General features: G+C 69.4%; 23 protein-coding genes and 2 pseudogenes. 12 read left to right on the forward strand and 13 right to left on the reverse strand.

The window, feature by feature from the left end:
- Positions 1 to 79: 79 nt before the first annotated feature.
- The 4 genes and pseudogenes from ACIQFX_RS15175 to ACIQFX_RS15190 all read left to right on the forward strand — a co-directional run bounded on the left by ACIQFX_RS15175 (position 80) and on the right by ACIQFX_RS15190 (position 4,122).
- The gene (locus ACIQFX_RS15175; RefSeq protein WP_402462883.1) at positions 80 to 400 is read left to right on the forward strand and encodes a hypothetical protein; all 321 of its coding nucleotides are present in this window, start codon (positions 80 to 82) and stop codon (positions 398 to 400) included.
- 47 nt (positions 401 to 447) lie between these two features.
- Positions 448 to 1,140: a hypothetical protein gene (locus tag ACIQFX_RS15180; protein ID WP_402462886.1), complete on the forward strand. Its 693-nt coding sequence runs from the start codon at positions 448 to 450 to the stop codon at positions 1,138 to 1,140.
- An 89-nt stretch (positions 1,141 to 1,229) separates the two neighbouring features.
- Positions 1,230 to 3,089, forward strand: coding sequence for an NAD-binding protein (locus tag ACIQFX_RS15185; RefSeq protein WP_402463824.1), 1,860 nt, complete (start codon positions 1,230 to 1,232; stop codon positions 3,087 to 3,089).
- 278 nt (positions 3,090 to 3,367) lie between these two features.
- Positions 3,368 to 4,122, forward strand: a pseudogene (locus ACIQFX_RS15190) (transposase family protein).
- A 126-nt stretch (positions 4,123 to 4,248) separates the two neighbouring features.
- Here the strand turns inward: ACIQFX_RS15190 and ACIQFX_RS15195 are convergent.
- Positions 4,249 to 5,655 (reverse strand): fascin domain-containing protein, encoded by a 1,407-nt coding sequence (locus ACIQFX_RS15195; RefSeq protein WP_402462888.1) that lies wholly within the window; start codon positions 5,653 to 5,655, stop codon positions 4,249 to 4,251.
- Positions 5,656 to 6,008: 353 nt separating this feature from the next.
- Here ACIQFX_RS15195 and ACIQFX_RS15200 point away from each other — a divergent pair, with 353 nt between their 5' ends.
- Positions 6,009 to 7,385: an alpha-amylase family protein gene (locus ACIQFX_RS15200; RefSeq protein WP_402462891.1), complete on the forward strand. Its 1,377-nt coding sequence runs from the start codon at positions 6,009 to 6,011 to the stop codon at positions 7,383 to 7,385.
- 493 nt (positions 7,386 to 7,878) lie between these two features.
- Here the strand turns inward: ACIQFX_RS15200 and ACIQFX_RS15205 are convergent, their stop codons facing one another.
- A complete protein-coding gene (locus tag ACIQFX_RS15205; RefSeq protein WP_402462894.1) occupies positions 7,879 to 9,027 on the reverse strand; it encodes a tyrosine-type recombinase/integrase in 1,149 nt (382 codons plus the stop codon).
- 772 nt (positions 9,028 to 9,799) lie between these two features.
- On the opposite strand from ACIQFX_RS15205, the gene panB reads away from it, so the two are divergent.
- Positions 9,800 to 10,648, forward strand: coding sequence for a 3-methyl-2-oxobutanoate hydroxymethyltransferase (gene panB / locus ACIQFX_RS15210; RefSeq protein ID WP_402462896.1), 849 nt, complete (start codon positions 9,800 to 9,802; stop codon positions 10,646 to 10,648).
- Between the two features lie 508 nt (positions 10,649 to 11,156).
- Here panB and ACIQFX_RS15215 read toward each other — a convergent pair.
- Together ACIQFX_RS15215 and ACIQFX_RS15220 are read right to left on the reverse strand one after the other, a co-directional pair.
- Complete coding sequence (locus tag ACIQFX_RS15215) at positions 11,157 to 11,534, reverse strand: PaaI family thioesterase (protein WP_402463826.1); 378 nt, start codon at positions 11,532 to 11,534, stop codon at positions 11,157 to 11,159.
- Positions 11,535 to 11,663: 129 nt separating this feature from the next.
- Entirely contained in the window at positions 11,664 to 12,281 is a 618-nt protein-coding gene (locus ACIQFX_RS15220) for a LysE family translocator (RefSeq protein ID WP_402462899.1), read from the reverse strand.
- A gap of 110 nt (positions 12,282 to 12,391) precedes the next feature.
- Between ACIQFX_RS15220 and ACIQFX_RS15225 the strand changes: the two genes are divergently transcribed.
- Complete coding sequence (locus tag ACIQFX_RS15225) at positions 12,392 to 12,853, forward strand: Lrp/AsnC family transcriptional regulator (RefSeq protein WP_402462902.1); 462 nt, start codon at positions 12,392 to 12,394, stop codon at positions 12,851 to 12,853.
- Positions 12,854 to 13,158: 305 nt separating this feature from the next.
- Here the strand turns inward: ACIQFX_RS15225 and ACIQFX_RS15230 are convergent, their stop codons facing one another.
- The 8 genes from ACIQFX_RS15230 to ACIQFX_RS15265 form a co-directional block, all read right to left on the reverse strand.
- On the reverse strand, positions 13,159 to 14,298 hold the full coding sequence (locus ACIQFX_RS15230) for a DUF475 domain-containing protein (protein ID WP_402462905.1): 1,140 nt from the start codon (positions 14,296 to 14,298) through the stop codon (positions 13,159 to 13,161).
- A 41-nt stretch (positions 14,299 to 14,339) separates the two neighbouring features.
- Complete coding sequence (rraA, locus tag ACIQFX_RS15235) at positions 14,340 to 14,828, reverse strand: ribonuclease E activity regulator RraA (RefSeq protein ID WP_402462908.1); 489 nt, start codon at positions 14,826 to 14,828, stop codon at positions 14,340 to 14,342.
- A gap of 57 nt (positions 14,829 to 14,885) precedes the next feature.
- The gene (otnC, locus tag ACIQFX_RS15240; protein WP_402462910.1) at positions 14,886 to 15,530 is read right to left on the reverse strand and encodes a 3-oxo-tetronate 4-phosphate decarboxylase; all 645 of its coding nucleotides are present in this window, start codon (positions 15,528 to 15,530) and stop codon (positions 14,886 to 14,888) included.
- Positions 15,527 to 16,798: a 3-oxo-tetronate kinase gene (gene otnK, locus ACIQFX_RS15245; RefSeq protein WP_402462914.1), complete on the reverse strand. Its 1,272-nt coding sequence runs from the start codon at positions 16,796 to 16,798 to the stop codon at positions 15,527 to 15,529. The genes otnC and otnK overlap by 4 nt, the downstream gene beginning before the upstream one ends.
- Positions 16,799 to 16,893: 95 nt before the next feature.
- Positions 16,894 to 17,976, reverse strand: coding sequence for an isocitrate/isopropylmalate dehydrogenase family protein (locus ACIQFX_RS15250; protein ID WP_402462916.1), 1,083 nt, complete (start codon positions 17,974 to 17,976; stop codon positions 16,894 to 16,896).
- A 48-nt stretch (positions 17,977 to 18,024) separates the two neighbouring features.
- Positions 18,025 to 18,861: a sugar phosphate isomerase/epimerase family protein gene (locus ACIQFX_RS15255; RefSeq protein ID WP_402462919.1), complete on the reverse strand. Its 837-nt coding sequence runs from the start codon at positions 18,859 to 18,861 to the stop codon at positions 18,025 to 18,027.
- On the reverse strand, positions 18,858 to 19,556 hold the full coding sequence (locus ACIQFX_RS15260) for an aspartate/glutamate racemase family protein (protein ID WP_402462923.1): 699 nt from the start codon (positions 19,554 to 19,556) through the stop codon (positions 18,858 to 18,860). The genes ACIQFX_RS15255 and ACIQFX_RS15260 overlap by 4 nt, the downstream gene beginning before the upstream one ends.
- 239 nt (positions 19,557 to 19,795) lie before the next feature.
- A complete protein-coding gene (locus ACIQFX_RS15265) occupies positions 19,796 to 20,509 on the reverse strand; it encodes a FadR/GntR family transcriptional regulator (protein ID WP_402462926.1) in 714 nt (237 codons plus the stop codon).
- A gap of 352 nt (positions 20,510 to 20,861) precedes the next feature.
- On the opposite strand from ACIQFX_RS15265, the gene ACIQFX_RS15270 reads away from it, so the two are divergent.
- Positions 20,862 to 22,154 carry a CitMHS family transporter gene (locus ACIQFX_RS15270; protein WP_402462928.1) on the forward strand — a complete coding sequence of 431 codons (1,293 nt, stop codon included), beginning with the start codon at positions 20,862 to 20,864 and terminating at the stop codon, positions 22,152 to 22,154.
- A gap of 460 nt (positions 22,155 to 22,614) precedes the next feature.
- Here ACIQFX_RS15270 and ACIQFX_RS15275 read toward each other — a convergent pair.
- A pseudogene (locus ACIQFX_RS15275) lies at positions 22,615 to 22,925 on the reverse strand (tyrosine-type recombinase/integrase); the annotation flags it as partial.
- Positions 22,926 to 23,874: 949 nt separating this feature from the next.
- Between ACIQFX_RS15275 and ACIQFX_RS15280 the strand changes: the two are divergent.
- From ACIQFX_RS15280 to ACIQFX_RS15295, 4 genes are all read left to right on the forward strand, one after another.
- Positions 23,875 to 24,156, forward strand: a complete 282-nt coding sequence (locus tag ACIQFX_RS15280) for a dsRBD fold-containing protein (RefSeq protein WP_141297010.1) — start codon at positions 23,875 to 23,877, stop codon at positions 24,154 to 24,156.
- 220 nt (positions 24,157 to 24,376) lie between these two features.
- Entirely contained in the window at positions 24,377 to 24,628 is a 252-nt protein-coding gene (locus ACIQFX_RS15285) for a hypothetical protein (RefSeq protein WP_402462932.1), read from the forward strand.
- A gap of 518 nt (positions 24,629 to 25,146) precedes the next feature.
- Entirely contained in the window at positions 25,147 to 25,902 is a 756-nt protein-coding gene (locus ACIQFX_RS15290; RefSeq protein ID WP_402462935.1) for a PspA/IM30 family protein, read from the forward strand.
- Positions 25,899 to 26,177 carry a hypothetical protein gene (locus ACIQFX_RS15295; RefSeq protein WP_398008757.1) on the forward strand — a complete coding sequence of 93 codons (279 nt, stop codon included), beginning with the start codon at positions 25,899 to 25,901 and terminating at the stop codon, positions 26,175 to 26,177. Before ACIQFX_RS15290 ends, ACIQFX_RS15295 begins: the two co-directional genes overlap by 4 nt.
- Positions 26,178 to 26,181 lie beyond the last annotated feature (4 nt).

Here is a 26,181-nt window from a genome sequence, read left to right on the forward strand (position 1 = left end):
GGGAACGACGCGACGACATCCACGAAGCCTTCCTCGGCCTCGCGACCTGCCTGATCACCTACCGACACGTCCAACGCCTTTGTTAGGACCTCTAAAGGCCCTGCCGCACCGGGTGCACGCCCTGCTCGCCGTCCTGTGTCTGGCCGGAGGGCTGCTGCTCTCCGGCCTCTTCTCGGACGACTCGGGGCTCCAGGCCACCGACGCCTCCCGGGGACGGTATTTCGCCGTCGACACCACCGATCCGCTGCGCCCGGACATCGAGGTCACGAGGAGCCAGTACGAGGAGCTGAGCAAGCAGGGCCAGCGCACCATGCTCGCGATCTGCGGTCTCATCGCCGCCGGCGGCGGCGCCGTGACGCTCGTCTTCGGAAAGCTGGACGACTGGGCGGGCCGACCATGACGCGGGTCCCGCGGCACGGCAGGCCCTACGAGAGGTGGCGGCTGCGCGTGCGGGCCGCCCTCATCGGGCTCGGCGGGCTGACCGCCCTCACCGCCGGCGCGCTGTTGCTCGTGACACTCCCCCAGGCAGCGGCCGATGAGGGGGCGTTCCAGGGAGCGACCGTGTGCCGCGGTTCTGCGACGCGGGAGTGTGTGCGGGCGGCGTGGTTCGCCGTCGAGTCCGTTCGGGTCCACCGCGGAAAGGGGTCCGGCGGCTGGGTGGTGGTCTCAGGTACCGACGAGGCAGCCGGCAAGACTACGTTCACCGGCATCACCGACTTCCTTGACCAGGTACAGCCCGGCGACCGGGTCGTCGGCACCGTCTGGCGCGGCCGGATCGTCGTTCTCGGAAACGACCGGTCAGCGCAGCGCACCGATTCCCATCCGGTCGGCGACGCGCAGTTCGCCGCCGGTACCGGCACCGCGCTCCTGCTGCTGGGAGGCCTTGGTGTCCATGTGTCGCAGTGGTCGCTCCGACACCAGGAGACCTCTGCGTGGCGGCGCTCCACCGCGCTCAGCAGAAGCGCTTGGGCTGTCAGTCTGCTGAGTGCGTGGTCCTTCTTCCTGCCCATGCTCCTGCAGGGGCGGAGCACGGATCTCGACGTCTACTTCGCGCTGTGGACGCCCGCAGCACTGGCCGCGGCGACGTTCCTGGCCCGTGGGCGCCCCGGTAGCCGTACGGCGACGCGCCGCGGTGGATGATCAGGCAGAGTCACGCATCGAGTCACGGGGGCGGGAACATGGTCGCAGTGCCGAGTCAGGGGCGGACTCCGCCGGGCGCCGCCGGGCACATGGTGGTCTGCGGTGACGACGGGCTCGCACGCCGGCTCGCGGTCGAGCTGCGCGAGGTGTACCGCCGACGGGTGACCCTCGTGGTCCCCGCCGACGAGGCGGAAGAGCAGGTGGCCGACCGGAACACGGCCGAGCCCGACACCGTGAGTGGTGCCGCCGTCCTTCCCCTACAGGTGGAGACCGCCGCGTCCCCCACGACAGCGGCACTTCTCCGTGCCGGCGTGGACAGGGCCGCCGCGCTGGCCCTGCTGTACGAGGACGACGAGACGAACCTGCGGGCCGCGCTCGCCGCACGTCGGCTCAACCCGGGACTGCGCCTCGTCGTCCGCATGTACAACCGCAAGCTAGGCCACCATCTTGAGGAACTCCTCGACCAGGCCGCCCTCGTGGCCGCGCCAGGCGGCGACCGCACCGTCCTCGACGCGTCCACGACCGTCCTCTCCGACGCGGACACCGCCGCCCCCGCGCTCGTGGCCACGGCGATCGCCGGCACCAGCAAGGTCGTGCAGGCCGACGGGCTGCTCCTGCGCGCCGCCGAACGCTCGGCGCCCGGCCGGGGCGAAGTCCCCGACCCGGGCCTGTGCACCCTGGCGTTGCTCTCGTCCACCACTACCGACCCGGTCGGCAGCGAGGGCTCGGACGCGAGCGGCACGCAGGGTCCGGAACTGCTGCCCGACGACCGGGCAGTCCGGGGCTCGGCGGGTCGCGGCACCGTCGTCCTCGAAGCCGTCCGGCGCGCGAGGCGCGCGCTCCCGCCCCGCCGCCTCGCCCGGCGCGGCGCCCCACTCGGTGAGCTGTTCTCCGCCCGCCTGCGCTGGTCGCTCGCCGGGATCGTCGCCGCCGTGCTCGCCCTCACGGCCACCACGGCCGTGCTGACCGAGGCCGACCCCGTCCACGCGGCGTACCTGACCCTGCTCGACCTGTTCTCGATCAACGACCCCGCCTTGGAGGAGTCCTCCACCCGGCAGATCCTCCAGCTCCTTTCCGGCCTGGTCGGCCTCGCCCTGCTCCCCCTCCTCGTCGCCGGCGCCCTGGAAGCACTGGGCACTTTCCGCGCGACCGGCGCGCTGCGCCGCCCGCCGCGCGGCCTGTCCGGGCACATCGTGCTCCTCGGCCTCGGCAAGGTCGGCGCCCGCGTCCTCGCCCGGCTGCGGGAACTCGACATCCCCGTCGTCTGCGTCGAACAAGACCCCGACGCCCGCGGCGTCCCGCTCGCCCGCGACCTCGGCGTCCCTGTGGTCCTCGGCGACGTCACCGAGGACGGCGTCCTCGACGCGGCGCGCGTGCACCGGGCCGACGCCCTGCTCGCCCTCACCAGCTCCGACACCACCAACCTGGAAGCCACCCTCGCCGCCCGCGCCCTCAAGAACGACCTCCGCGTCGCGCTGCGCCTCTACGACGACGACTTCGCCACCGCCGTCTACCGCACCCTGCGCTCCGCCCACCCCGACGCCGTCACCCGCAGCCGCAGCGTCACCCACCTCGCCGCCCCCGCCTTCGCCGGCGCCATGATGGGCCGCCAGATCCTCGGCGCCATCTCCGTCGAACGCAAGGTCCTCCTCTTCGCCGTCCTCCTCGTCGCCGGACACCCCCAGCTAGAAGGCCGCACGGTCGCCGAGGCCTTCCGCCCCGGCGCCTGGCGCGTCCTCGCCCTCGACACCGCCCGCCCGGAATCCCGCTCCCCCGACCTCGCCAACACCGGCCACGACGGCGACCACCAGTCCCTCCTCTGGGACCTCCACCCCGGCCACGTCCTGCACCCCGCCGACCGCGTCGTCGTCGCCGCCACCCGCCGCGGACTGGCCGAACTCCTCGGCAACTCGCCGGACGGCCACACAGCGGGCACCGGGCCTCGATAACGGCGCTCGCGAACACCGCCGCGTCCTTCGGCATCTTGCCCAGGTCGGGGCACCCGTGGTTGCCAGCGCGCATGCGGTCGCTGGAGGAGGCGCGTGTTCTGAACTTGTACGGCCTGAGACATGGAAACCGATCTCGTGTCACCGGCACCGAAGCGCCAGACCTTGAGCCTTTTCCAAGCTGGCGGTGCTGGGAGCGAGTTGGACAGTCCTGCGCAACGACGAAGCTCCTGGTAGACGGGTTCTCTGCCAAGATCACCCGTGTCCACCAGGAGCTTCGCGTGCTTGTCCACCCCTCCTCGATTGATCTGTCCAGCCGTATCTTGCGGTTCCTGACCGAACGGCTGACGGCCATGCGGCAGGACGTCGGGACGCGGTGGCGGCGCCTTCCCGCCTCGCGACAGGCTCTGCTCGCCCTGGCTCACCTGCGGTGCGGTGACACCTATGCTCAGCCGGCCGCCGGGTTCGGCATCGGGATCGCAACCGTCCACCGCTACATACGTGGAGCCGTTGAGGCCCTGTCCACCCTCGCCCCGTCCCTGGCCGAAGCGATGCGGACGATCCGGGAGAAGGCGTTCGTCATCCTTGACGGCACCCTGTTGCCGATCGACCGCATCGCAGCCGACACCCCCTACTGCTCCGGGAACACAAGCGTCACGGCATGAACGTGCAGGTCCTGACCGATCCGTTCGGACGGCTGCTGTGGGCTTCGCCCGCGCTCCCCGGCTCCACTCACGACCTGACCGCCGCCCGTACCCACGGCATCGTCGACGCACTTGCCGAGGCCGGACTGAAGTGCTGGGCCGACAAGGCTTATCAGGGCGCCGGCGGTTCCATCCGGGTACCGTTTCGCGGCCGTCGCCTCAAGCGATGGAAGCGTCGTCACAACAGTACCCACGCCAAGATCCGCTGCCTCGGCGAGCAGGCCATGGCCACCCTGAAGGGCTGGCGCCTGCTCCGGAAGATCCGCTGCAGCACCAACCGCATCACCGACCTGGTGAAGGCCGTCCTCGTCCTTCACCACGCATCAGCGTGAGGTGGGAAAACGCTCCGCGCATAGGCCAGGCCAGGCCGGCGCCCGTCGCAGAAGCAGAACGTCCGACTGCTGGCACAGAGTCGCCCCGCCGGCAAGTCCCGGCGGGGCAGAAGTCCTTCAGCTGTTTCAGAGGATGGTGAGCCTGTACCGGCCCATGGAGCAGTAGACGCAGTTGCTCCAGGTGTCGCCCCACTCGATGTCGACGAAGTCGAATCCGCCGGTGTTGCCGGCAGTGAAGGTGGACCAGGAGGAGCAGGAGCCGCCGGTGTCCTTGTAGGGGCCGCGGATGACGTAGTTGGTGGTGTTGACCGTGGTGCCCGCGTCGGCCTTGTGGAAGTCGAGCTGAGCTTTCACGCCCCGCCCGTTGGCCCAGGTGTCCGTCACGCACGCCGATCCGCTCACGGATGTCCAGCGACCCGAGGAGCGGCCGCTCCAGTCGAGCCACACGTGGGTGGTGCCCGTGGTGCCGGTGGCGCCGGTTCCCGATGCGCCGGTGGTTTGGACCTGACAGTAGGTGGTGTCGGGGTCGGTCTCCTGACAGTACGACGCGAACTGCGAGGTGGGGCTCTTGCGGAACGTCTCCCACGGCCCGATGGAGGTCGCGCGAGCCCGCAGCAGGGCGTAGCGGTCGCCGGGGTAGCCGAGCTCCGCAGTCACATACCGGCCGTTCGCCCACGAGCGCAGGGCGAAGTCTCCGCCGCCCAGGTCGTGGAGCGTGAACTTCTCCCACGCCCCGATACCGGTGGCGCGCGCCCGCAGCGCGCCCGAGGTGCCTCCACGCCAGCTCGCCTCGGTGGAGACGTATCGCTGCTTGTCGATGGACCAGAGCGCGTACACCGAGCAGTTGGCGTCCACGACGTCGAAGCGGAACTGCTCCCACGGTCCGGCGCTGCCGCTTGCCGTACGGGCCCGCAACACGCCGGGGGCGTCGACGCGTGACTCCGCGGACAACAGCTGGCCGCTGGCTGCGGGCATGCCGAGGACCCCGGAGCCGGCGAAGCTGGTCGGGGTGTGGGTGCAGCGGTTGTCGGAGACCTGCGACAGCGCGGACGCGCAGGTGACCGTGTAGATGCCGCGGTCCACGCCGTCGTCGACCTTGACCCACCGGTCGCCGAGGAGGTCGGTGTTGTCGTACAGACCGCCGCTTGAGCTGGCCGCGTCCGTATCGGCCTTACAGCCCTGGTCGACCCGGAAGGCGTCCCAGTCCTCGTCGTCGGGGGTCTCCGAGCCGGGGGCCAGGTCGCTCTTCTGGCTGAACGTGTTAGCCGCGTCCGCGCAGTCGGTCTTGCCGTCGCCGTTGCGGTCCGCGGGCATCCGGGAGGAGGACGATTCCAGCGAGACCTCGAGGTCGTCGCCGCACCAGCTCCTGGCCGCCCTGACGACGGCTCCCGAAGAGCCGCTGTTGATGACCTGCCCGCACCAGCCGGGCGGGAAGCACTCCTCGCCGGCCAGCGCCGGTGACGCGTCGAGGCCGATCAGGGCGGTGGCGAGCAGCAGGAGGCTCGCCAGTCGCGCGGTGAGTGTGCGCGGCAAGGAGCGTCTTCGACGCCGCGACGGATCAGAGGACGTCGTCCGGTTCTGCATGCGCGTGCTCCTCCAACGAGAAGGGTCAGGAGAGGAAGGCCCCTCGGTGGGCAGGGGCAGCTGAGGATGCTGGCCGACCTTGAGCAGTGTCAATACGTTCGGCTGCACAAGAGCCCTGGCCGGTATCTGACTCCAGGACGCGCCCGCTCGCCGGGGCCATCTCCACAACTACTAGCGAAATCAATTGTGTTGATTGCTCCAGAGGGTTGACCGGCCCCCTGGGCGCTCGTACGGTCACGTCTGAAAACAGTTGCTGTCATTTTCGGCAACATCTTGCTAAATCGAAGCCGGCAGGAGAAGACATGGCCAGAAAGCTCGTGGCCGCTGCACTCGCCCTTGTGGCGGGAGCCGCTGTGGCCGTCACGGGACCCGCCCCGGCCCAGGCCGTACCGCCCGGGGTCAAAGACGTCACCGCGGTCCTCTTCGAGTGGAAGTTCAGCTCTGTCGCCAAGGAGTGCACCAATGTCCTCGGCCCCGCCGGCTACGGACTCGTCCAGGTCTCCCCACCCCAGGAACACATCCAGGGCAGTCAATGGTGGACCTCGTACCAGCCCGTCAGCTACAAGATCGCCGGGCGACTCGGCAGCCGCACCGACTTCCAGAACATGGTCAACACCTGCCACGCCGCTGGAGTCAAGGTCGTGGCCGATTCCGTCATCAACCACATGTCAGCGGGCTCCGGCACCGGCACCGGCGGCTCCTCGTACAACAAGTACACCTACCCGGGGGTCTATTCCGACCCCGACTTCGACAACTGCAAGTCCCAGGTAGGCAACTACCAGGACCGCTGGAACGTCCAGAACTGCGAGCTCGTCGGCCTCGCCGACCTCGACACCGGCGAGGACTACGTCCGCGGCCGTATCGCCGCGTATCTGAACGACCTGCTCTCCCTCGGCGTCGACGGCTTCCGCATCGACGCTTCCAAGCACATGGCCGCCACCGACCTCGCCAACATCAAGTCCCGACTGAGCAACCCGAACGTCTACTGGAAGCACGAAGCCATCTACGGCGCCGGCGAGACCGTCCAGCCCAGCGAGTACCTGGGCTCCGGCGACGTCCAGGAGTTCCGCTACGCGTACGATCTCAAGCGCGTCTTCAACAACGAGCGCCTCGCCTACCTGAACAACTTCGGCGAGAGCTGGGGCTACATGTCCTCCGGCAAGTCCTCCGTGTTCGTCGACAACCACGACACCGAGCGCAACGGCTCCACACTCACCTACAAGTCCGGCGCCAACTACGCCCTCGCCAACGCCTTCATGCTCGCCTGGCCCTACGGCTCTCCGGACATCCACTCCGGCTACGAGTGGAGCAGCATCGATGCCGGACCCCCCAACGGGGGTACAGTCAACGCCTGTTGGCAGGACGGCTGGAAGTGCCAGCACGCCTGGCAGGAGATCAAGGCCATGGTGGCGTTCCGCAACACCACCCGCGGCCAAGCAGTGGTCAACTGGTGGGACAACGGCTACCAGGCCATTGCTTTCGGTCGCGGCACCAAGGGCTACGTCGTGATCAACCACGAGTCCTCCGGCGTCAACCGCTCCTTCCACAGCCAGCTGCCCGCCGGCAACTACCGCAACATCCAGAACGGTGCCTGCGTGACGGTGGACGGCAACGGCTGGTTCACCGCCAACGTCGCCCCCCAAACGGCACTCGCGCTGCGCGCCGGCGCGACCTGCTGAGCAATCGCCGATCGCCTGTCGTCACCGCTCCGAACCGGCCGCCCGGGTTCCCACCGGGCGGCCGCCCCGTGGCAGCGCTTCCCCCGCCAGAGGAGCCACACCTAGAGACCTGCCCCGCAACAGCCGGTCGCAGGCGGAAGGTCCCGGCTTCGGCACGAAGTCACCCCGCAGACTTCCGACCTTCCCGGTCCCACCGCTCACGAACGGGAAATCCTCGCACCAATCAGAGGGTCCGGCCAACCGGCAGACCGGACCTGCGCAGCTCGGCCAGGAGACTCTCGTACAGCCGAAGGTCCACCGCAATCAACGATCAAGCGACCCCGCTCCGTCATCAAGCCTGGCCGGCGCACTTCCATGTCCACGGCCTTCCGTCAAACTCCGCACACGCGACCTCGGCGGCCACAAGCAGTCGAGGGTGCGCCCAGAGACCCACAAGATGATGCCGGACCACTACCAGCAGACGAAGAACCCACAGTTCTCTCGAGGTCAGAAATCAGGCGGCTTCCCAGAGGCCGGCGTCCAGGATCCGGGCAGCCTTGGTGATGCTGCCCGGCATCAGATGCCGGTACGTGCGGTACGTCTCCTCGATGGACTTGTGGCCCATCCACTCCGCCACGTCAGTGATCGGGATGCCGTTTCCCAGGGCGTTGGAGGCGAAGTAGTGCCGGAAGCCGTACATCCCGACGCCCTTCTCCGGAGGGATGTCCGTGAAGAGCTTCCTCACCCGGCGCCGCTCCATGCCTTCGGTGAAGTAGCCGCCCGGGCCGCGCAGCAGGTAGCCGTCCTTCGTGGTGCCGTGCTTCTTCGCATACCGCTCGATCGCCCCCCGCACCGACCGCGGCAGAGGCACCTCCCGGAACTCCCCCGCCTTGCGGTGCTTCAGCTTCGCCGGCCTCAGCGTGTTGGAGTGGATCTGCTCCCCCACCCGGTACACGTCCTGGGCCACGACGTTGTTGACGTTCACCGCCCGCGCCTCACCATTGCGCAGGCCACACCCCGCCATCATCACGATCTCCAGCGCCAGATCCTCATCGGCGACGGCCAGCGCTTTCGTCACGTAGGCGAGCGACGGAATGGCAACCATCGCCCGAACGTATTCGGGTTCCTGGACCCCCTTCACCGGGTCGTCCGCCATGGCCCCCTTGGTGTAGGCGTCCCGCAGGATGGTCTTGAGGACCCGGAAGATGTTGACCTGGTTCCCTCGGCCGACCCCGTCGCTCTCCATCTCGTCCAGGAAGCGTTCGACCACCATCGGCGTGACCGAGTTCAGCTCCCGCGATCCCAGGCGCGGGACGATGTGCATGTTGATCGTGCACGTTGATCGGGCTGTCGACATGCTCCCCGTGGAGTAATCCGTCATCCTGCGCTGCCGGGGCCGCCACTGCTTCGCGTACTCCTCGACCGTCAGCTGTCCCAGCTCGCGGCGGGCCGCCGCCACGGACGGCGCCGTGGTCTTCTTCTCCGCATACAGCTGCGTGAGGCGCTCGATCGCATCGTCCTGCGTGCCGTATCCGGACTCCTCGCGCTGCCTGCCGAGCGCGTCGCGGAAGCGGATCGAGGAGGGGTGAGGGCAGCGGGTGGGCTTGGCGCAGCCGCAGTCCTTGAAGAAGGACCCCATGCCGCGGGCGAGCTGTCGGGCCATGTACGCACCATCCGTTCCAGCCCAAGAACCTGCTCAGGCGCCGCACTGTCAGTCGCAAGTCAGCACGCGGGGACACGTCCGGGACGCATGCTGACCGTTTGCTGACCTGAGGGGGGCACATGATGCCCCTGACCTGTGGCGACGCCAAAGAGTCAGATCTTGGACTTGAACAGAGTACGCAGCACTTTGGACTCCTCTGAGACGGCTCCCTGCCTGCTTCGTGCAGGTCAAGGGCGGTCTCGACTGTACACCGGCACGCGCCGAACGATGTTTGCGAGGAACATCGCTCCGGTCAGACGAACGGGCCCCCACCTGGGCTTTCGCTCCGTCGCCGACGCCTGTTCAGGCAATTCTCCGGGAACGCCCGGCGGCTCATGCTGACCAGATGCTGACTTGACTGATAAGCCGTCAAGAATGCGGGAGACACCTCTGCACCCGACGCAATACAGTAGAAGGGACCGCCTCGCAGCCTTCTGCAACCCGTTTGAGGCGGGCTCGACTCCCCGCGACCCTCACTGTTGTGTCGGTGGTGGTCAGCGCCTGCCGAGGTGCTTTGAGCACCGGCATGACGTGATGGTTCCGTCAGGATCAGCCGGCTGACAAGAGGCGCAAAGTTCTTCGTCCTACCGGGCCTTCCGTAGAAGGATCTTCTCTGCATCGCAGGTGATCGGGGCTGAGTCGGCAACACCTTCGGTGTCAAGCCGCCTAACGTCTGGTGGTGAGTCCGGGGACTCCTACAGGGAGCCTCGAGAGGTGTGTCCGGAGGACATCAATGAGTGAGCAGCCCACCCCGTACGGCATCGGCGCGACCACCACCGCGCAGCCGCCGTTGAAGCGGATCCGAATCCCGCACCTGCGTGAGATGAAAGAGCGCGGGGAGAAGTGGGCGATGCTGACGGCGTACGACATGTACACCGCGGCGACCTTCGACGAGGCCGGCATTCCGGTGCTGCTGGTCGGGGACTCGGCGTCGAACAACGTGCTCGGCAACAAGACGTCGTTGCCGGTGACGGTTGACGAGCTGCTCCCGCTCGTGCGCGCGGTGTCCGGGGCCGCCCGGCGTGCGCTGGTGGTCGCGGACCTGCCGTTCGGTTCCTACGAGGCGTCCGCGGAGCAGTGTTTCCACACTGCGGTGCGGTTCATGAAGGAGGCGGGCGCGCACGCGGTGAAGCTGGAGGGTGAGCATATGGTGCCACAGGTCGAACTGCTGACCCGCTCCGGGATCCCGGTGATGGCGCACATCGGGTTCACCCCGCAGGCCGAGCACAGCATCGGTGGCTACCGAGTGCAGGGGCGCGGTGAGGACGCGCAGCGGCTGGTGTCCGCAGCGAAGTCGCTGGAGGCGGCGGGCGCGTTCGCCGTGCTGGTCGAGATGGTGCCCGGGGGCGTCGGTGCGCAGATCACGCGGAGCGTCGCGGTCCCGACCGTCGGCATCGGTGCCGGGAACGGGTGTGACGCTCAGGTGCTGGTCTGGCAGGACATGGCCGGCCTGCGCACGGGGCGGCTGCCGAGGTTCGTGAAGCAGTACGCCGATGTGCACGGCGTACTCCGCGAAGCGGCCGGGGACTTCGCGGCTGAGGTGGCGGCGGGGGCGTTCCCGGCACCGGAGCACTCCTTCTAGAACACCGCGTCGCCCGTATCACCGAGATCGCCGAAGACGCCGGGTTGCGCGCGATGTGCGACGAGGTCCACCAGGGCGTCGACGAGAACGGCTACGGCTTCACCGCCTCGATCGCCGGTCTGTACGAGCGCGGCGTCCCGTCGGCACCATGTCCAAGCCCTACTCACTCTCCGGACCGCGCCTGGGCCGGACCGTCGGCCCCGCCGACCTCCTGGCCGAGGCCACCACCGACCGGGACGTCAACACCATCACCGTCGGGCGCGTCGACGATCTCCTGGCCTGCCTTGGACGCGATTCTCGGGGGTCGGAGTGCCCGTGGGTGTTGACGACCAGGTCGATGCTTCCGGCATGCGCGCGGGACCAAGCGGCGGTCTCCTCGGCATGGCCGACGCACCCGCTGTCGGCCAACGCGGGGCGGCGGCCGTGCATGAGCAGGTGCTGGCGTTCGGGAACGGCCGTTGCCACCACGTCAGCCAGGACGGCAGCACAGGCAGGGTGGGGTGGGGTGTCACTGGGCGGGCCTGGTCACACGGATCAGGGTCTGCTGCCCGTTGGCGACGAGTTTGCGCGCCCCGTCGCTCTGGACACCGTGAACCTCCAGGTGACAGACGGTCAGGGTGCGTCCGGGCTTGAGGACGGTACCGATGGCCTCCAGGTGCTCGCCGGCGGCGGGCGCGAGGAGGTTGATCTTGTACTCGACGGTGAGGACTTCGGAGTCCTCGTCGAAGAGCGACAGCGCCGCGTAGCCGCCGGCGCTGTCCGCGATGGCGCTGGTGGCACCGGCGTGGACGTAGCCGTGCTGCTGGGTCACCTCGGGCCGGGTTGGGAGGACGATGTGGACACGGCCTGGACCGATGTGGGTGAGACGGGCTCTGAGGTGGGTCATCAGGCCCTGTCGGTCGAAGCTGTCCCGAACGCGCTTCTGGACCGACGGACTGGCCTGCTCCTGGGTCTGCTCTGCCACGTGTGTGCTCTCCTTCGTTTCCGTGCCGGTCGGAACGAGGCCGAAACCCACTCAGGCTGCCAGGCGTTCCACCAGGAGGAAGGCGCCGATGACGATCATCATGACACCGCTGGCGCGGGTGACGGCCCGGGCGGCCGAGGGCCGGGTGCTCAGCACCGTGCGCGCCAGGACACCGACGGCGAGGTAGACGACGGCGCAGGCGGTCAGGTGCACCGTGCTGAGCAGTCCGGTCTGCGCGGCGACCGGCCAGCCCGTGGACGGGTCGATGAACTGCGGGAACAGCGCGAAGTAGAGCAAAAGCGCCTTCGGGTTCAGACCGCTGATCCCGAACCCCTTGAGCATGACCTGCAGCCGAGAGGTGTCCGCGCCCTCTCCCCCGGTCGCCGGGACGGCCGGCTGCCGCAGCATCCCGCACCCCAGCCACAGCAGGTATCCGGCGCCCACCACCGTCAGACCGGTGAGCGCGGCCGGCGAGCTCGCCACGATCACCGCCAGGCCCGCGACGGCAACCAGCGCGTACGCCGCATGCCCGGCGATCAGACCGGTGACCGCCGGGCCGACCGAACGCCCCCGCACACCGGCGGAGATCGCGAAGGCCCAGTCCGCGCCCGGCGTGAAGACCAGCAGCAGGTCCACTGCCAGGAAGGCCGCCAACGTCGTCGTGTCCATCGATCTTCCCTTTCGCATTCCTTGTTCCACAGGGAAGGCTAGGCAGGATGTGCCCAAAAGTGTTTGCGTATTTGCTTCATGATCGCGATATTCAGGGGAGAATCTTCTCCATGGACACGTTGGACCGGAAAATTCTTACCGAGCTACAGCTCGACGGTCGCCTGACCGTCACCGAACTGGCTGCCCGGGTGCAGCTCAGCGTCTCGCCATGCCACCGCCGGCTGCGCGACCTCGAACGCGAAGGAGTGATCCGGGGCTACCGCGCCGTCGTCGACCCCGCTGCCGTCGGCCTGAACTTCGAGGCCGTCGTCTTCGCCACCCTGCGCTGGGAAACCCCTGACACCGTAAGCGCCTTCGAAGAAGCCGTGACCGCCGTCCCTCATGTGCTGGAGGCGCAGCGTCTCTTCGGCGAACCCGACTATCTCCTGCGGGTCGCCACCACCGACCTGGCCGCGTTCCAGCAGCTCTACGACCAGCAGCTCGCCCGCCTGCCCGGGGTCCAGCGCCTGACCTCCACCCTCGTCATGAAGAACGTCGTCCAGGACAGGCCGCTGCCCGAACAGCCTCTCTGATCACCACCGCGTACGGCACCCGGCAGGCTGATCCGACGCCTCCTGCCCCTGCGCCTGTGCCGCGACGTGGGTGTGGGCGAAGCCGCCCGGGAGCCTGGACGCCGGTGAGAACGAGCGCCGGGCACTCACGGGTCTCGCTGGGTTCTGTCCCCCTGACACTCGTCACCTACGAGGCGGCTCCTGCCTGATCGACGTTCAGCAGTTTCGTCGGCATCGCAGCGGTCGCCTTGTCCGGCCGTCACATGGCTGCGGGCGGCCGGACTCGCCGGCCGCCCGCGGGGAAGCTCTCCTCGTTGTCCCCGGCGTCACACCCCGGAGCTCACCTCGGCCTTGTCGTACGAGGAAGCGCCCTCGGCCTCTGCCAGCCGCCTGTTGCGGCGGACGGAGGACCAGAAGGACCAGGCGATCAGGGCCACGCCGATGGAACCCGTGATGATCTCGGGGATCTCGTACTGGATGGTGACCAGGAGGAGGGCGGCGAGGGCGCCGATCGCGTAGTGCGCGCCGTGCTCCAGGTAGACGTAGTCGTCGAGGGTGCCCTGGCGGACCAGGTAGACCGTCAGCGAACGGACGTACATGGCGCCGACGCCGAGGCCGAGGGCCATCAGGACGATGTCGTTGGTGATGGCGAAGGCGCCGATGACGCCGTCGAAGGAGAAGGAGGCGTCGAGGACCTCCAGGTAGAGGAACATGAAGAAGGCGGCCTTGCCGGCCAGCTGGACCGCGGAGACCTTCTTGCCGGTGCGCTTGGCCTCTTCCTCGGCCTCGTGCTCGCGCTCCTCCTCCTCCAGCTTGTTCTCGAAGTAGCCGGAGAGACCGCCGACGACGAGGTACGTGATGAGGCCGGCGATGCCGGAGATCAGGACCGTCTGGGCCTTGTCGACGTGCGTGCCGCCGTGCTGGTGGGCGTGGGTCGCGAAGGTCATGGCGCTGACGAGCAGGACGATCAGCGCGATGCAGACCGACAGCATGTCGATCTTGCCGAGCTTGGCCAGCGGGCGCTCCAGCCAGCCGAGCCACTTGATGTCACGGTCCTCGAAGATGAAGTCGAGGAAGATCATCAGCAGGAACATGCCACCGAACGCGGCGATGGACGGGTGCGCGTCCGTGACCAGTTCCTGGTAGCGGTCGGCGTCGTTCAGCGCGAGGTCGACGGCCTCGATGGGGCCGATCTTCGCGCTGACGGCGACGATGAGGACGGGGAAGACGAGCCGCATGCCGAAGACGGCGATGAGCACGCCGATCGTGAGGAAGATCTTCTGCCAGAAGGCATTCATCTTCTGCAGGATTCCGGCGTTGACCACCGCGTTGTCGAACGACAGCGAGATCTCGAGGACGCAGAGGATCGCGACGATCCCGAACGCCTCCCACCCCCCGTAGAGGACGGCTGCGACCAAGCCGAGCACAGTGATCGCGAACGACCAGCCGAAGGTTTTCAGGATCACGTGCTGCCCAATCGTCGGTGGGGATGGTGGTGCGGTGGCGGTCAGGTGGGGTCGGGAAGAAGGGCGATGCCGTCGTCGTCGGCGTGCAGGACGTCACCGGCGTGGATGGTGATGCCGCCGAAGGTCACGGGGAGGTCGATGGCTCCGGCGGAGTCCTTGGCGCTCTTGCGGGGTGTGGTGCCGAGGGCTTTGATGCCGAGCGGCAGTCCGGCGAGGGTGGCGCTGTCGCGTACGGCGCCGTTCAGGACGAGGCCGGCCCAGCCGTTGTCGTGGGCGGCGCCGGCTATGAGGTCTCCGACAAGGGCGGTGCGCAGCGATCCGCGGCCGTCGACGACGAGAACGCTGCCGTTGCCGGGGGTGCGCAGGAGGTCGCGGAGCAGTCCGTTGTCCTCGTGGCAGGTGATGGTGCGTACGGGGCCGGCGAAGGCGCGGTGTCCGCCGAACTGGCGGAATTGCAGGTCGCAGACGCGCAGGTCGGTGCCGTGCTGGTCGACGAGGTCGGCGGTGGGGATGGGGCTGTGTCCGGGCACGGGTGGCCTCTCGTGAAGAAGGGGGGGCTGCCGCGCTCGCGTTTCCTCTTCCGGCCGTCAAGCGGTTGGGGGTGCGAGCGCGGCAGCCTGCTCGGGGGTGAGGGGCCGGGTCGTGTGCCCCTGGAGCAGGAGGTGGAGCTTGGCGGTCTCTTCGAGTTCTTCGATGGCGTCCGCTGCCTGCTCGATGGAGGTTCCGGCGACGATCGGTCCGTGGTTGGCGAGCAGTACGGCGTGATGGGTACGCGCGGTGTGCTCGGCGAGCGGTTCCAGGGCGTGGTCGCCGGGGGCGTGGTAGGGCAGCAGGGGCAGGCGGCCGACGCGCATGGCGTAGTACGCGGTCAGCGGCGGAAGGACGTCGCTGGTGTCGGGTACGGCGAGGCAGGAGACGGCGGCCGCATGGGTGGAGTGCAGGTGCACGACCGCTGTCGCCGCGGGGCGGGCGCGGTAGAAAGCGGCGTGCAGGAAGGCTTCCTTGGTGGGGCGGGGGCCGTCTAGGTGGCGGCCGTGGATGTCGGTACGCGAGAGGCCGGCCGCGGTGACGGTGCCGAGGCTGGATCCGGTGGGGGTGAGCAGGAGGGCGCCGTCGGCGAGGCGCAGGGAGAGGTTGCCGGTGGAGCCGTGGGTCAGTCCGCGGGTGAACAGGGAGCGGGCGGTGCGCACGAGGAGTTCGCGAGCGGCCCGTTCGTCGGTGTAGGCGCTCACTGGTCGCCTGCGGGGTGGGTCAGGGCGCGGGTGAAGAGGTCGGGGGCGCCGAAGTTGCCGGACTTGAGCATGAGGGCGAGGGGTCCGGTCTTGGTGTCGGCGGTGGTCCAGGGGACGCCGGGGTCGGCTTCGTCCCCGACGAGGACGGCGCGGATGTCGAGTGCGGTGGTGACGGCTCCGGAGGTTTCGCCGCCGGCGACGAGGAGGCGGTTGACCCCGCGGTCGACGAGGTGGACGGCGAGGGCGCCGAGGAGTTCCTCGACCTGGGCTGCGGCTTCGGCTACGCCGAGCTGTGCCTGGACGGCGGCGAGTTCTTCGGGGGAGGCGGAGGCGTAGATCAGGACGGGGGAGGCGGGGTCCTGCGCGTCGTACCAGGTGAGGGCCTCGGTGACGATGTCGCGGCCGGTGGCGCCGGCGAGGACGTCGAGGTGGAGGGAGGGCAGCCCGGCGGCGTAGAACTGTGCGATCTGTTCGAGGGTGCGTGCCGAGCAGCTGCCGGCCAGGACGGCGGCGCGTCCTTCGGCGGGCAGCGGGACGGAGGCTGCGGTGCCGGTGGCGTGGTAGGCGTGTCCGAGTCCTTCGGCGAGGCCGGCGGCGCCGGCGACGACGGGGAGTTCGAGGGCGGCGGCACCGAGGACGGCGAGGTCGTCGTCGCTGAGGGCGTCGGCGATGACGTGGCGGACGCCGTTGCGCTGGTGGGTCAGGAGGGCGTCGCGCACGGCGGCGGGGCCGGAGCGGACGGTCGCCCAGTCGATGAGGGCCACCGGGTGGCTGGTCTGGGGGGTGAGGAGGCGGACCAGGGAGGCGTCCGTCATGGGGTTGAGGGGGTGGTGGCGCAGCGGAGAGTCGGACAGCAGCTGGTCGTGGACGAAGAGGTGGCCCTGGTAGACGGTGCGGCCGTTGGCCGGGGAAGCCGGGGTGTGCAGGGTGACGGTGGCGCCGGCGCCGTCCAGGAGGGCGTCGGTGACGGGTCCGATGTTGCCGTGGGCGGTGGAGTCGAAGGTGGAGCAGTACTTGAAGTAGATCTGTGCGGCGCCCTGGGCCCAGAGCCAGCTTTGGGCGGTGGTGGAGTCGGCGACGGCTTCGGCGGCGGGGGTGGAGCGGGACTTGAGGGCGACGACGGCGGCGTCGCAGTCCGGCGGGAGGGTGGTGGCCGCGTCCGGGGTGCCGAAGACCAGGGCGGTGCGCAGGCCGGCCCGCCGGAAGGCGGCGGCGACGTCGGTGCCGCCGGTGAAGTCGTCGGCTATGCAGCCGATGCGCAGGGTCATGGTCGGGCTTCTCCTTGGGCGCGTGCGGGTGGTACGGGGTGGGGGTCCGGGGACGGGAAGGGTCGGGGCTCTCCGTCCCCGGACGGTCTGTGGGGTCAGCCCTGGCGGGAGCCGATGGCCTTGATGACGGCGGCGGTGAAATCGGTGGTGGTCGCGGTGCCGCCGAGGTCGCGGGTGGAGGTGCCGGCGGCGATGGTGTCGGCGACGCCCTGCTCGATGATCTGCGCGGTGTTGATGAGTGCGTCGTCGCCGTGCTTGGCGCCGAGCCACTGGAAGAGCATGGCGCCGGAGAGGATCATGGCGACGGGGTTGGCGATGTCGCGGCCGGCGATGTCGGGGGCGGAGCCGTGGGACGCCTGGGCCATGGCGGTGGTGGCGGAGGCGTTGATGGACGGCGCGGTGCCCAGCGAGCCGGAGATCTCGCCGGCGAGGTCGGACAGGATGTCGCCGAACATGTTCTCGGTGACGATGACGTCGAAGTCCTGGGCGCGGCGGACCAGGTGGACGGTCATGGCGTCGATGTGGAAGTCGTCGACCTGGACGTCGGGGTAGTCCTGGGCGACTTCCTGGCACACGGTGCGGAACAGGCCCGTGGTGAGCTTGAGGACGTTGGCCTTGTGAACGATGGTGAGCTTCTTGCGGCGGGATCGGGCCAGGTCGAAGGCGACGCGGGCGACGCGCTCGGTGGCCTCGCGGGTGATGATGCCCAGCATGATCGCGGTGTCGGGGGTGGGCATGAATTCGCCGGTGCCGGCGAAGGTGTTGCGGTCGGCGTAGAAGCCCTCGGTGTTCTCGCGGACGATGACCAGGTCGGCGTTGTCGCAGACGGCCTTGGCGCCGGGGAAGGACTTGGCGGGGCGGATGTTGGCGAAGAGCTGGAAGTGCTTGCGCAGGGTGCCCGAAGGGTTGAGCGCGGACTTGTGCGGCTCGGGGTAGCTGACGGAGTCGTGCGGGCCGAGGAACCAGCCGTCCAGGTCGGCGAGGGCGTCCTTGGTCTCGTCGGGGACGGGGGTGCCGTGGCTGGTGATCGCCTCGGCGCCGAGCGGGAGGGTGACCCAGTCGATGGAGGCCCCGGCGGCCTGGGCGGCGGCGGTGGCGATCTCCACGGAGGAGGGAACGATCTCGGGGCCGATGCCGTCGCCCTGGAGGACGCCGAGACGGTAGGTGGTGGTGCTCATGGAGGGTTCCTTTCAGAACGGGGGGTGAGGATCTTCGCGGGCGACGGGTCAGGTCAGATGGGCGGCGGCGTCGGTGAGTGCGGTCCATGACCGGGCGGCGGCCTTGCGGCTGTCGCCGTCCTGGGTGTGTTCCAGCGTCAGCCAGCCGGTGAACCCGCTCGCCGCGAGGGTCTGGAGCAGCGGGACCAGGCGGTGGTCGCCGACCTGGAGTGGGCCGCGGGTGCTCGGGCCTGCCAGCTGGACGCTGCCGGTGACGGCTGCATGCTCGGCGACGCTCTGGAGCAGGTTGGTTCCCTCGGCCTCCAAATGGTGGCTGTCCAGGACGAGTCCGGCAGGGATCGCGAGGGAGTCGATCATGTCGAGGGCCTGCTCGGGGGTGTGCCACAGCGAGGTGTTGGCGCGGGACTGGGGTTCGATCAGCAGCCGGGTGCCGCCGGCTGCGGCCTCCTCTGCCAGTCGGGCGACGGCCCGTTCGGCCCAGGTCCGCTGCAGTTCCTCCAGTCCGGTCAGGAAGGTGCCGCGGGTCTGCCCGAGGGTGATCGGCACGCCGATCGCGCCGGCCAGGCGGGCGGCGCCGAGCAGCCGGTCGAGGGCGTGGCGGCGCACGTCCGGCGCCGGGTCTGTGAGTGTCAGCCCGTCCTGCGCGGCGACGGGACCGGTACCGATCCCGAGAATCTTCAGTCCGCCTGCCTCGACGGTGCGGGCAAGGTCTTCGGCGTCGCGGTCCGTGCTGTCGCGGACCTGGACCTCGACGCCGTCATAGCCGAGCTCTGCCAGGTCGCGCACGGCTCCGGCGAGCGGGGCCGCGTAGCCGAGCGGCATCAGCGCCGTGCAGTCGTCGGCGGAGACGGTGTAGGCCAGCGGCCAGGGCAGCCGGCCCGTCACGGCGTGCCGCCTGTACAGGCCGGGGCGGCGGCCAGGAGGTCGCGCAGCTCGCGGGCGGCGGCACCGGCGCCGTCGAGGACGGGCAGCCCGGTCTGTGCGGCCAGGTGGTCGCGGGCCGGGGACAGGGAGTACTGGGCGAGCAGCACCACGTCGGCGTCGGCCCCGCCGGAGGCCCGCAGGGCCTCGGCGAGGTGGTCGGCGATCGCGGCCGGGTCGTGCTCGGCCGCGGCGGCCTCGCTGAGCGCGGTGACGATCTCGACCGGGCGTTCCTGCCGGACGGCGGGGATGAGGGCTTCGAGCTGGGCGAGGGCGGCCGGGACGGCCGGCGGAGTCGAGGCGACGACGGCGATGCGCTCGTAGGGGCCGGCGAGCGCGGCTTTGAACATCGCCTCGTCGGATTTGAGCACCGGCGCCGGCCACAGGACGCGGGCGGTGTCGACGACTTCGCCGTAGGAGGAGCAGGTCAGCAGCAGACCCTGCGCTCCGCCGTCCATGGTGTGCTCGATCAGGCGGAGCATGCGGCGTCTGAGGACGTCGGTGAGGCCACCGGCGTCGCGGGCGTCGTCCAGGAGACGGTCGTCGAGGACGTTCCAGACAGTGGCCTGGGGAAACTCTCGGGCGAACGCCTCCTGCGCGATGCGGGCTCCGGCCGGCACGGCGTGGATCATGGCGACCAGGGGTCGGGGTTCGATCACCGGGGTTCTTTCCTTTTCCGGTAACGGGGCCGGCAGGGGCCCCGGCCCCCCGCGCCCGCATCGTTCCAGGTGCGGGGACGGCCTTCGCCGACAGGGCGGAAGAGCCTCGGGGGTGGGCTGGGCAGCGGGTTGTTGCGTTGCCGCGCCGCCACTGTAGGACCAACCGGTCAACCGGTCAACCGGTTGCGGGTGCGAGAGGTCCGAGGCCGCCGGGGACGCGCCCCGGCGGCCAGGGTCACTCAGGACTCGCGCTGGTCGAGGGCTTCCATCAGGCGGCGCGAGGCACCCTGCATGTGCTGCGCCATGGCTGCGCGGGCCGCGGCGGAGTCACCCTTCACGACTGCTTCGAAGATCGGGACATGGTCGGCGTAGGCGACCTCGCGGGACCGCACCGCCCCGGTGCGCTCCACCCAGCCGCGCTGGATCATCGCCCGCATGCCCTTGAGCATGTCGCGCAGCACCGCGTTGCCGGCCATCTCGCCGAGCGCGGCATGGAAGGCGGTGTCCGCCTCGGGGAACTCCTCGTCCGAGCAGTCACGCATGGCCGCCAGCCGGGTGCGCAGCAGCTCCACTCCCGCCTCGTCGCGGGCTTCGGCGGCGAGGCCTGCGACGACGACCTCCAGCTCGGCGCGCGCCTGGACCATGTCCCGCGCCCCCCGCTCACCCAGGACCAGACCCAGTTCGAAGAGCCGGTAGAGCACGTCGGAGTCGGCACCCCGGAAGTAGGTCCCGCTGGACTGGCGGATCTCCAGCAGGCCCAGGAAGCCCAGCGACTTGATCGCCTCACGCACGGTCGGCCGGTTCACCCCGAGCATCTCGGTGAGCTGCCGCTCGGAGGGGATCCGGTCGCCGGGCTGCACCTCGCCGGACATCAGGTAATCGATCAGGCGGCGGGAGACCTCCGCGGCCATCGGTTCACGCGGCTCGACCGTGATCCTGGCGAGTTCGGCCATCGAAATCCTCTTCTCGGTATTGACGTAATGGCTGGATTCTAGTTACCTACCGGCAATCCGGTTAACCGGTTGTCCGGTTCCGAAGAGCCGCCCCACCCCCGGTACATCCCGCTGGTGATTCCGGCCACGCCAGGCCCGCCTCCTGATGCATCGCACCAGGTCAAAGCCCGCCTGCCCGTGCACACCGAGCCCAGCCGTACAGGAGCCGCACGTACCATGACCGACCAGATGCGCGAGCCGAGAACCGCGGCGTGCCTGCCTGGTCGCCTCCCGACCTGACACGCCCCGCACCGAGCCGCACCGGGCCGCCCGCACGCCGGCGGCCCCCAGAGCCCTGCCCCAAGGAGCAACGATGCTCGCCGTCCTCGGCTTCGCCACCCTGGCCAGCTTCATGCTGCTGGTGATGCGCAAGTACCTCTCCGCGTTCACCGCCATCATGCTCACGCCGATCGCCGCCGCCCTCATAGCCGGCAAAGGATCCCGGCTCGGCGACATGATCATGAGCGGCCTCGAAACGGTCGCCCCCACCGCCGCCCTCCTGCTCTTCGCCGTCCTCTACTTCGGCCTGATGATGGAGATGAAGCTCTTCGAGCCCGTCTGCCAGGCCATCGTCCGCGCGTCCAAGGGCGACCCCGTCCGTATCGTCGTCGGCACAGCCATCCTGTCCATCTGCATCGCACTCGACGGCGACGGCACCACCAGCTACATGATCGTCTGCTCCGCTTTCCTGCCCATCTACCGGCGCCTGGGCATGAACCCGCTGATCCTCGCCACCCTCGCCGCCATGGCACTCGGCACCGTCTCCGGCACCACTCCCTGGGGTGGCGCCGCCACCCGCGGCATCAGCGTCCTGCACCTGAACGCCACCGAGTACTTCGTCCACATGATCGGCCCCATGGCCCTCACCAGCCTGGCCATCATCACCGTCGCCTACTGGCTCGGCCTGCGCGAACGCCGCAAGATCGACAACGACAAGCTCGCCGCCTACAAGCTGGAGATCGCTTCCGGCAACGCCTTCGAGCCCGTCAAGGCCGACTGGCGCATGTGGTTCAACGCCGCCCTCACCGCTGTCCTCATGGTCCTGCTGGTCCTGGAGATCGCCGACCTTCTCGTCCTGTTCATGGTCGGCTTCGTCATCGCGCTCCTCGTGAACGTCCGCGTGATCGCCGACCAGCAGGAACTCATCAAGCGGCAGGCCGTCAACGCCGTCCCGGTCGTCATCCTCGTCCTCGCCGCAGGCGTCTTCACCGGCATCATGACCGACTCCGGCATGATCAAGGCCATGGCGAACGCAGCCCTCGCCGTGGTCCCCGAGGGCATGGGCAACCTCATCCCCCTGGTCACCGCCATCCTCGCCCTGCCGCTCGGCTTCTTCATGTCCAACGACGCCTACTGGTTCGGTGTCATACCCGTCCTCGCCGAATCCGCCGGCCACTACGGCATCGACCCCAACGAGATCGCCCGCGCCGGCGCCATCGGCCAGATCCTCCACATGATGGGTCCGACCAGCGCCCCCCTCTGGGTCCTCCTCGGACTCATCAAGACCGAACTCGGCGACTTCCAGAAGCACGCCCTGCGCTGGGGAATCCCCGTCTCCCTCGCCTACATCGGCTTCGCCCTCATCACCGGAGCCATCAGCATCTGACCGACGACTCACCCGCGCCACGCCGTGGGCCACACGAGGTTCGTGTGGCCCACGGCCCTTGAGTTCCCAGGGCGGCGGAACTCGACCTGCCAGTGGGTATCGGGCCTGCTTGGGCAGGGGCGCGTGATGACGCGCAATCTCCTGGGCACCGCCTGAACGATGGACCTCCTGCCTCGGGGACATCGATCAGCCGTGGATGCCAAGAACGATCATCGGCGTCGGCGCACCGCCGGGGCGTCGCTGAGGTTCGTGGAAAGATCGTTGAGCGGGTCTCTGGTCATGCCGAGGAAACACCAGACCTGTCGTTGAACGGTTCCTGACATGCAAACGGCCCCCAGGGCGCCTCGATCAGAACCTCACCGCGAGAGATCAGCGACCGAGTGATCCGTAGAGCGATTCACCCAGGTCAGCCCGTTGAGGGTGACGACTTCAAGGAGATCTCCTCCCTCAGCCATTCCCCTCAGGCCGCTCTCCAAAGGCCGGCGTCCAGGATCCGGGCGGCCTTGGTGATGCTGCCCGGCATCAGATGCCGGTAGGTCCGGTACGTCTCCTCGATGGACTTGTGGCCCATCCACTCCGCGACGTCGGTGATGGGGATGCCGTTCCCGAGGGCGTTCGAAGCGAAGTAGTGCCGGAAGCCATACATTCCGACGCCGTCCTCCGGGGGAGGTTCGTGAAGAGTTTCCTCACCCGGCGTCGCTCCACGCCTTCGGTGAAGTAGCCGCCCGGGCCACGGAACAGGTAGCCGTCCTTCGTGGCACCGTGCTTCTGGTGGCCGGCTACCTGGGCGACACTCTGGACGGCGGCCCGTCCTTCTTCGACGGCAACAGCCGCGCGTTCTACGTCCCCACCCCGTTGAGCGCCCCGCTCCGGCCGGATGCCCCCGACACCGAGGTCCCGGCCTTGACTGCTTCCTCAGCGTCCCGAGACGACCATCGACAAGCCCGACCTGCAGTACGCCGCCTACTGGGCCAGCCACGACCGAAGCGGCATGCGCTCGCGTTGGGCGAGGCCCTTCGGACGCTCCGCCGTCCCTTGTCGCCGTCCCGTCGCTGATCGCGACTCACAGCAATGTCGTGGGGGCAGACGGAAACCTGCAAGGTGGGCTCCCTGCGCCGGCATTGTCCGGATCAGGTGATGGAGGTCGCCTTCCGGTCTCACAGACCTTCCAGCCTCTCAGCCCGACCGTCGACAAACGCCCCGCGCGGAGCCTCCGCCCGTCGCCCGGGGCCATCCGGCCGAACTCCCTCGCTCGCCCTGCAGGCCAATTTCCACGATACTCCCGCCACCACCCCGCACCAAGGCCGAACGGCCCCGTCACTGCCCCGACGACCAGGCTGAATGCGCCTCGGCGAATCCGCCATGTCCCCGACTGCCCGCTCGCGGTGGCCCCGGTGGCCGCTGTCCCACCGTTCCTCCGCGAGCGGGCGGAACGGGACGGGAGCGCCACTGCCGGGCCACAGCGGACGGCGGCGACCGAGTCGGCGGCGCCCACGGACCGTGTCCGACCGCCGCCCCGTGTTAGGCCGGGCGGCCCATGTCCAACAGTCTCGGCCTCGTTCACGCTGGAGATACGGACCCCGGACGAAGAAGGTGGTTCCCGTCCCCACCAGAGGTCACCACACCGACGGGCCCGGACAGCAGGCGGCTGTTCCGGCCTGACTCGTCCATCCCCCCGGGACGAAAACCTCACCGTCCCCCTCAGAGGACAGGACCGGACATGAACGATGAGACGACGAACACGCCGACGCGTACCAAGACGTGGACCCTGCGCGTGGACCTCTTCGAGGAAGGCGACGTCACGAAGGTGCACGCCGTCCTCGACACCGGTGACAACCGGCTGGAGAGCCGCACCGAAGCCCACCGCAACCCGCACGACCCTCCCGCGCCGGAGATCGGCGACGAATACGCGGCCGGACGCGCCCTGGTCGACCTCGGCCACCAGCTGCTGCGCTTCGGCACGGCCGATGCCGCCGCCAACGAACCGCCGCTACAAGGATGACCGCCATGGCTGCGCCCCTCGGCGGCCGCCTGTCCGCTCATCGCGGCGGCGTCCGGCCCTCACGGAGGGAACGGTGCTCATGAAGCACGCAGGCGGCGGGGACTGCCGATCACCGCCGGACCCGACTCGGAGACATCGGCCGACGAGTGGCCCGGCGCAGGCAACCGCCCGTCTTACTCGCAGGGACCCTGCAGACCGGGCAGCCACGGCACCAGGGGGCGTGGACTACGTGGAGTCGTCGTCCCGTGCCGTCGACGCCGTGACTCTCACCCGGCTGGCCACGGCACGCGGCGCGTCCGCTGGGGAACCGCCGGGCGGCGAGCCGCAGGTGCTGCGGTTGCTCCTGGTCCAGGCGGCTGCGCCAGTCGGCGACCTCACTGATCGCAGCGGGAAAAGGTGGATCGATCCCGTCTACGGCGAAATGCTGATCGCTGTGGCGACATCGACGAGGAGGACTACCGGCGCCGCATGAGCGGCATCGCCCGTGGGCGGCGCAGGCCAGCCGCCGGGCGGGCAGCCTCAAGGAGGACCGTCTTCACCGCCGGCTTCTTCCCCCCGAAGACAATGCGGGACTGGCAGGCCATGGGCGCCTCCAACGCCTTCCTGGTGGCACTGTTCACCGAGATACACGGCATCCCACTCACCGTGTCTTTGCTGGGCAGCTGGCTCGGGCTCCCCGTTCCCGCTGCTCATGGACACCCACGCCGACGGCCACCTGTGGAACGACCTGACCGGCTGGAGCGGCGGCCCCTGCCTGAGCGCCTTCCGCCTGGCCGGCCACGTCGCACTCGGCGTCGGCTCCTGGCTGATCGCCGTCTCCTGGAAGGTCCTCCACGAGGCCGCAGGCCGTCCCCCGGGCCGGGGGTGGGCCATGACCACCCACGACAGCCCGCACGGAACACGATCAGGCTGCCGGGACGGTGAAGCGCCCGGACAATGGAAGAGGCGTGTGCCGATGGTTGACCCGCGGCAGCGAGGAAGGCGGTCGCCATGACCAGCATCACCCAACGCATCGCCGCCCTGTTCCGGATCAAGGCGAACAAGGCGCTGGACAAGGCCGAGGACCCACGCGAGGTTCTGGACTACTCCTACGAGCAGCAGCGCGAGATGCTGCAGAGAGTGCGACGTGGCGTGGCCGATGTGGCGACCAGCCGCAAGCGGGTCGAGCTGCAGGTGAACCAGTTGCGGCAGTCCACGGGCAGGCTCCAGGGCCAGGCGGAACAGGCACTTGCCGTGGGGCGTGAGGATCTGGCCCGTGAGGCGCTGACCCGGCGTACGGCAGTGGACTCGCAGATCACCGATCTGGAGGGACAGCAGGCGTCGCTGAAGGACCAGGAGGAGAAGCTGACGCTGGCGGCGCAGCGTCTGGAGGCGAAGGTGGACGCGTTCCGTACCCGTAAGGAGACGATCAAGGCCACCTACACCGCCGCCGAGGCCCAGGCCAGCATCACCGAGGCCGTCACCGGCATCGGCGAGGAGATGGGCGATGTGGGCCTGGCCATGCAACGCGCGCAGGACAAGACCGAGCAGCTCCAGGCGCGCGCCGGTGCGCTGGACGAACTGCTCGCCTCCGGCGCGCTGGACGACGCCACGCTGCCGGCCGGCCGTGACGACATCCAGGCCGAACTCGAGCGCGTCACCGCGGGAAGCGACGTGGAGACCGAGCTGGCCCGGATGAAGGCGCAGCTCCCGGCGGCCACCGGCCCCGCAGCCGTAGAGGGCCCCGAGGGGAAGGAGAGGTCATGATCATGCGGATTCTCGGCGAGGGCCAGTACGAGATCGCCGAAGAACACCTCGATCACCTCAATGAACTGGACTCCACCCTGCAGGCGGCCGCTACCGCGGGCGACGAGGCGGCGTTCGCCTCCGCCCTGTCTGCCCTGCTGGACGCGGTGCACAGCCTCGGCACACGGGTGCCGGACGAGCGGATCACTCCGTCGGAACTGGTACTTCCCGATGAGGGCACCAGCCTCGCGCAGGTGAGCGAGTTGCTCTCCGCCGAGGGTCTGATCCCAGGGTGAGTGT

Origin of the sequence: Streptomyces sp. NPDC093089 (assembly GCF_044754405.1) — a bacterium.
Taxonomy (GTDB): Bacteria; Actinomycetota; Actinomycetes; order Streptomycetales; family Streptomycetaceae; genus Streptomyces.